Source organism: Pseudomonas sp. 43NM1 (assembly GCF_002836905.1).
GTDB lineage: Bacteria > Pseudomonadota > Gammaproteobacteria > Pseudomonadales > Pseudomonadaceae > Aquipseudomonas > Aquipseudomonas prosekii.
Map to the genome: position 1 here is coordinate 1 of NZ_MKGS01000079.1, position 5,444 is coordinate 5,444.

Annotated in this window: 8 protein-coding genes; 2 read left to right on the forward strand and 6 right to left on the reverse strand. The window is 58.9% G+C overall.

The features are described from left to right. From BI292_RS29450 to BI292_RS08545, 5 genes are all read right to left on the reverse strand, one after another. Positions 1–102, reverse strand: a 102-nt coding sequence (locus BI292_RS29450; RefSeq protein ID WP_371918716.1) for a transposase, incomplete at its 3' end; no start/stop codon positions are given. Between the two features lie 70 nt (positions 103–172). After that, positions 173–373, reverse strand: a complete 201-nt coding sequence (locus BI292_RS08530; RefSeq protein ID WP_101207609.1) for a hypothetical protein — start codon at positions 371–373, stop codon at positions 173–175. Between the two features lie 32 nt (positions 374–405). Further along, positions 406–978, reverse strand: a complete 573-nt coding sequence (locus tag BI292_RS08535; protein WP_101207610.1) for a DUF4174 domain-containing protein — start codon at positions 976–978, stop codon at positions 406–408. Between the two features lie 201 nt (positions 979–1,179). Next, a complete protein-coding gene (locus BI292_RS08540; protein WP_157831233.1) occupies positions 1,180–1,779 on the reverse strand; it encodes a biliverdin-producing heme oxygenase in 600 nt (199 codons plus the stop codon). Positions 1,780–2,095: 316 nt separating this feature from the next. After that, entirely contained in the window at positions 2,096–2,881 is a 786-nt protein-coding gene (locus BI292_RS08545) for a sulfite exporter TauE/SafE family protein (RefSeq protein ID WP_101207612.1), read from the reverse strand. Between the two features lie 21 nt (positions 2,882–2,902). Between BI292_RS08545 and BI292_RS28760 the strand changes: the two genes are divergently transcribed. Next, on the forward strand, positions 2,903–3,052 hold the full coding sequence (locus BI292_RS28760; RefSeq protein WP_157831234.1) for a hypothetical protein: 150 nt from the start codon (positions 2,903–2,905) through the stop codon (positions 3,050–3,052). 46 nt (positions 3,053–3,098) lie between these two features. On the opposite strand, the gene BI292_RS08550 is transcribed toward BI292_RS28760, so the two are convergent. After that, positions 3,099–3,836, reverse strand: coding sequence for a hypothetical protein (locus tag BI292_RS08550; RefSeq protein ID WP_101207613.1), 738 nt, complete (start codon positions 3,834–3,836; stop codon positions 3,099–3,101). Positions 3,837–4,072: 236 nt separating this feature from the next. Here BI292_RS08550 and BI292_RS08555 point away from each other — a divergent pair, with 236 nt between their 5' ends. After that, entirely contained in the window at positions 4,073–5,221 is a 1,149-nt protein-coding gene (locus BI292_RS08555) for an aldose epimerase family protein (protein WP_101207614.1), read from the forward strand. Positions 5,222–5,444 lie beyond the last annotated feature (223 nt).

Below are 5,444 nucleotides of genomic sequence, written 5' to 3' on the forward strand. Positions count from 1 at the left end.
GCCAATATCTAAACTGGCGCAAACCTCGGGAACCGATATCCCCTCATCCAGCACCATGCCAGCAGCCTTGAGTTTGAACTCAGTTGAATAAGAATTACGCATATCCAAAAACACCTCAGATTTGGGCGCCATCATAGCGCCCGATTGAAGTGTCCAAAATCATTAGGCCAGTTCAGGCTTGCCCGCGAAAGCGGTGTATCAGGTAATCAAAAATCGCCTGACCGACCGCCATCGCGAGCAAGCTCTGCTCCCACAACTGCGCGGTTGTCTGCGGTGATGTACCCAATACAAAACCCGTAGGAGCGAGGCTTGCCCGCGAAAGCGTTCGATCAGCCAATATCTTTTCTGGCGGGTCCAGCGCTTTCGCGGGCAAGCCTCGCTCCTACAGGGGGCAGAGGACGTTAATCAGTCATCCGGCATTTCTGGTGGCTTGGTAGGCTTGGCCGGTTTTGTCGGTTTGGTACCCTTGGTGCCTTTTGCAGCTGCCGGTTCGGCTGCTGCTGGTGGTGGCGTGGCGGCGGCAGCGGCGGCCGCTTCTTTTTCGGCCATCGGCATCGCGTCGATGGTTTCGAAGATTTTCTTCAGGTCGACGGTTTTCGATTCATCACCCGAGCTTTCGAGTTTCTTCTCGCCATCCTTGCCCACCAGAATGACTTTCGGCAACGCGCCGGCACCCAGTTTCAGCGAACGAATCAGCGCCATGGTGTCCTGCTGCCCCATGTCTTTGCCGTCGAGTTGGCCGGACATGCTCAGCACGCTGTAGACCCGGATGTTGCGCTGGGCCAGGCCTTCTTTGTTGGCCGGATCGTCCAGCGATTTTTTCAAACCGAGCCAGACCGGGTCGATGGTGCTGGACGTGATCACAATCAGCGGCCGGGCCCTGCCCTTATCGATGTCCAACGGGGAATCGCCATCGGCGGCGAGCAAGGGGCCAGCAAGCGCCAGCAAGGTTGTCAGGGTCAATGACCTGATGAGCATGCGCGTCTCCTTTTGATATCCACGCTCTACTGATTGCGCATCGCGGCGATCGTTCCGGGTGACGGCCCGTAAAAATGTTTCGCCTAGGCCAAAGCTTAGGTCAGGGCCGATATTGCGCAACCGCACGACGCCGCACATCACCAGCGCCCCCAACCACCTCCTGTAGCAGCTGCCGAGCACCGCGAGGCTGCGTCCGGCGGATCATTGCAACACCCCGCACTGCTCCAGCCACTGCTCGAACGCCTTGAAGGTCGCCTCGGCCGCGACCACCGTTCGCGCTCGCTCGGCGGGGTCGCGCACTTCGTACAAGCACGCGAGAAAGCCGCGCCACATCACCAGCGTCGAGGTGCCGTATACCCCGAAAAACCGCCCGCCGCTGTGTTCGTCGATGCCCAGGCGCGAGTACAGACCGTTGCGCATCGACTGGCTGCCGAGTGTCGCGCCTTCGAGCACGTACAACACGCCGAGCACGTCGGCGGCGCTGCTGATCTGGAAGGCAAACCGGCACGGGGCAATCGCCTCGACGGCGTCTGTGCCGAGGCCGAGGGCAAACAGGTCTGCTTCGAGCGATGGGGTTTTGCTGCGGATCAGCCAGTCCAGGCCCGAAATGTTCATTGCCTGCCGGGCCAGCAAATGCTCCAGCGGCCGATAAAAACCGTAATAGGCTTTGATCAATCGGGTGTAAAGCGCCTGGTCGGCGGTGAAAAAAGGGATGCGTTTCTCCAGCAACTGATGCTGCTGGGTGGTAGCGACGCGCAGCTCATTGAGAATCAGCGGCAAACTCTTCGGCGGGACGTTCACGACAGAGCGTCGTGGCAGTGTCCGGCTGGGGAACGGAGACGTTCGATGACGTCGATTAAAGCGTGCACGTGTCACCTCATCCTTGTGGATCACGGGGGAATGCCGACAGGTCATCCGCGAATGGATGAAGGGTGGCTTGGCACCGTAGCACCTAATGGGGCGGGAGCAGTGGTTTGTTTGTGCGTGGCGCAAATTGCTGTGGGAATGAGCTTGCTGGCGATGAGGGTGGATCGGTCAAACCGGTGATTGAAGGCTAGTGCGCTATCGCGAGCAGGCTCACTCCTGCAGGTGCGGGGTCGGTTCGATAGCGGCGGGATCAGAACGCCAGTTTGTAGCCGATCAGCAGCAGCATCGTCGCCAGGCACGGGCGCAGCACTTCGTCGGAGATTCGCCCGGTGAGGTGGCTGCCGAGCCAGATGCCGGGCAACGAGCCGATCAAGAGGAAACCCAGCACCTGCCAATCCATGTTGCCCATGCTCGCGTGGCCGAGGCCGGCGACCAGGGTCAGCGGCACGGCGTGGGCGATTTCGGTGCCGACCAGGCGCCGCGTGGGCAGCAGCGGATAGAGGATAAACAGCGCAACAGTGCCGAGGGCGCCGGCACCAATCGACGTCAGCGCGACCATGGTGCCGAGGATCAGGCCGGTGATGACCGTCATCACATTCAGGCGAGTGCCGCTGGGGTTGTAGTTGCCGCCGGCGCGTCGATGGGCGAAAGCGAGCAGGCGTTTCTTGAAGAAAATCGCCATCGCCGTGGCAAACAGCACGAAGCCCAGGGCTTGCTTGATGATCGCGTTCATCGCGTCGGGCGCGGTGTGCAGGCTGCTGAGAAACCACAACGTCAGCGCCACCGCCGGCACGCTGCCGAGGGTCAGCCAACCGGTGATCGCCCAATCAATGTTCTTGTTTTTGCGGTGCACCAGCACGCCGCTGGATTTGGTAATGGCCGCGTACAACAGGTCGGTGCCGACTGCGGTGGCCGGGTTTACGCCAAACCACAACAGGATCGGCGTCATCAGCGAGCCACCGCCGACGCCAGTCATGCCGACGATAAAACCCACCACCAGTCCTGCGACGACTAAACCGAAATTCCCGAAATCCATTAACACGCCCGCAGCAATCGCATGAAAAAACTGGCCCGCAGCATAGCGATTTTTCTTATAACCACTTATATCGATACGGTCTATCGTTATGCCGCAAGCTCGCATCACTCTGTAGGAGCAGAGCTTGCTCGCGAAGAGGCCATCACCGGCAACATTGATGGTGAATGTTGATAAGCCTTCGCGAGCAAGCTTTGCTCCTACAGGGCCGGTCAGCGGGTTATTGGACGGGCAGGAAGTTGAGGAACAACAGGCTCTGCGCGTAATTCAGGCCAATGCGCCGATAGCGCTCATCGAGCATCTGCGTCAGCAAATCCAGGCGCGCGACGATCTTGCCGAATTCCACGGCAAAACTGAGGTTGCTGCCCTCCTCCGAAATCTCGTTGGAAAACAGCAACGGTTCGCCATTCTTGTTTTGCCGCTGGCTGAGAATCCACGTGGCTTTCTCGATGTTGCGCGCGGCGTTGCTGACGAACACCGGGTTGATCGCATCGGTCATGTAGAACTCCAGCCGATTGCCATGCGCGGTCACCAGCATGCTGCCGATCGCATAAATGAACGCGCCGACTCGATCGCCAAGAAACTCCGGACTCATCGCGAAACTCAATGCCGCCAGGTCTTTCTTGCCGCCAAGGGTGGGTAATGGCTGCTGCATTTCGATGGCTTCGCGCACCTGTTTTTCAGCGGATCGCGCGTCGAGGAAACCGGATTTTTTCAGTTCTTGCGGGTTGCGCAGGTACAGCTTGCTCATCAGCAAATAGAGGCTTTCGAGGTTGTCGTGCATCGCCAGCGTGGCCATGCGATCGACACTGGTCTGGAGGAATTCCTGAGGTTTGCCCTGGCGAAACTGGCTGACGATGTCGCTGCCCTGCTGCTGGCTGCAACCACTGGCGAACAGCAACGCCAGGCAGGCCAAAACGCGCATTGGGCTAGTAATGAGGGATGAAACTCGAACCATGGGATGTTGGGCTGACACGTCTTTGCGCGGCGGGAGTCGCCGCAGCCTGGCCATGCATAGAGCCGCGCATTGGCAAAAAGTGCAGTGCTGGCGCGGGTCTACCGATCACCGGCAGTTTTGCTTCATTCATTTAGTATGACTTTTTATTGAATAACGTGGTTTATCAGCTATAAATTGTCCTTCCAGCGTTATTTAGTATGACTACTACCACAACAACAAAAAATGGAAGGTCAACCATGCTTCAATCCCGCTACCTGCTCTCCGCCCTCGGACTGTCCCTGATGATCGCTACCCTCCCCGCCCACGCCGCCGGCCTGTCCAGCGAGCATAAGGCTTTCGGCAAAACCAATGACGGCACGCCCGTCGAGCAATACATCCTGCGCAACAGCCACGGCATGCAAGCCACGGTGATCACTTACGGCGCGACGTTGCAGTCGCTGCAAGTGCCGGACAAGAACGGCAAGGTCGATGACATCGTCCTCGGTTTTGATGATGTTCAGGGTTACCAGGCAGGCACCGCGTACTTTGGCGCGACCATCGGCCGCTTCGGCAATCGCCTGGCCGGCGGTGCGTTCGAGCTGGACGGCAAACGTTATCAGGTGCCGAAAAACGACGGCCCCAACTCGCTGCACGGCGGCAGTCAGGGTTTCGACAAACACGTGTGGAAAGCCGAGCCAGGCAGAGGCAAGGATGCGGCGAGCGTGACTCTGACGTACTTGTCGAAAGACGGTGAGATGGGTTTTCCCGGCAACCTGAAAACCGAGGTCACTTACAGCCTCACCGAGAACAATGAGCTGCGCATCGAGTACAAGGCCAGCACCGACAAACCGACGGTGCTGAACCTGACCAATCACAGCTATTTCAACCTCGCTGGCGCGGGTAATGGCGATGTATTGCAGCAACTGGCGACCTTGCACGCGAGCCATTACACGCCGATCAATGGCACGCTGATCCCGACTGGCGAACTGGCGCCAGTGGCCGGCACGCCGATGGATTTCAGCAAACCGACGGCCATCGGGCAGCACATCAAGGCTGATCACCCACAACTGAAATTCGCCGAACCGAAACAGGGTGGCTTCGATTTCAACTGGGCGCTGGACGCCAAGGGCGACGTGAGCAAACTGGCCGCCGACGTCAGCGATCCGCAATCCGGCCGGCGCCTGCAGCTCTACACCAGCGAACCCGGCGTGCAGTTCTACACCAGCAACTTCCTCGACGGCACCGTCAAGGGCAAGGGCGGCAAGGTTTATTCGCATTGGGGCGCGTTCACCCTCGAAACCCAGCACTACCCGGACTCGCCCAACCAGCCAAACTTCCCAAGCACCCGCCTCGACCCAGGCAAAACCTACAGCCAAAACACCGTGTTCAAATTCACCACCGAGTAAGCCGCCCCGAAACCCAACCACGCCACAAAACCCTGTAGGAGCCGAGCTGATCTGGTCAAGTAATCCTGGACACCAATTACGGTTTTTTCACGCCGCCATTTTCTCCATGGCGACCGGTGACCGGTAATCGTTGTAGCTATGGAGCCTGAAGTTGTTGTAGCGCACCACGTAGCGCTGCAAATCAGCCCGGGCTTCATACTCCGAGCGGTAACCGGCTTCAGGC

Excerpts from the sequence above, each read along its gene's own strand:
- BI292_RS08550 (WP_101207613.1), bottom strand. The coding sequence starts at position 3,836 with ATGGTTCGAGTTTCATCCCTCATTACTAGCCCAATGCGCGTTTTGGCC.
- BI292_RS28760 (WP_157831234.1), top strand. The coding sequence starts at position 2,903 with ATGAAAAAACTGGCCCGCAGCATAGCGATTTTTCTTATAACCACTTAT.
- BI292_RS08545 (WP_101207612.1), bottom strand. The coding sequence starts at position 2,881 with ATGGATTTCGGGAATTTCGGTTTAGTCGTCGCAGGACTGGTGGTGGGT.
- BI292_RS08535 (WP_101207610.1), bottom strand. The coding sequence starts at position 978 with ATGCTCATCAGGTCATTGACCCTGACAACCTTGCTGGCGCTTGCTGGC.
- BI292_RS08555 (WP_101207614.1), top strand. The coding sequence starts at position 4,073 with ATGCTTCAATCCCGCTACCTGCTCTCCGCCCTCGGACTGTCCCTGATG.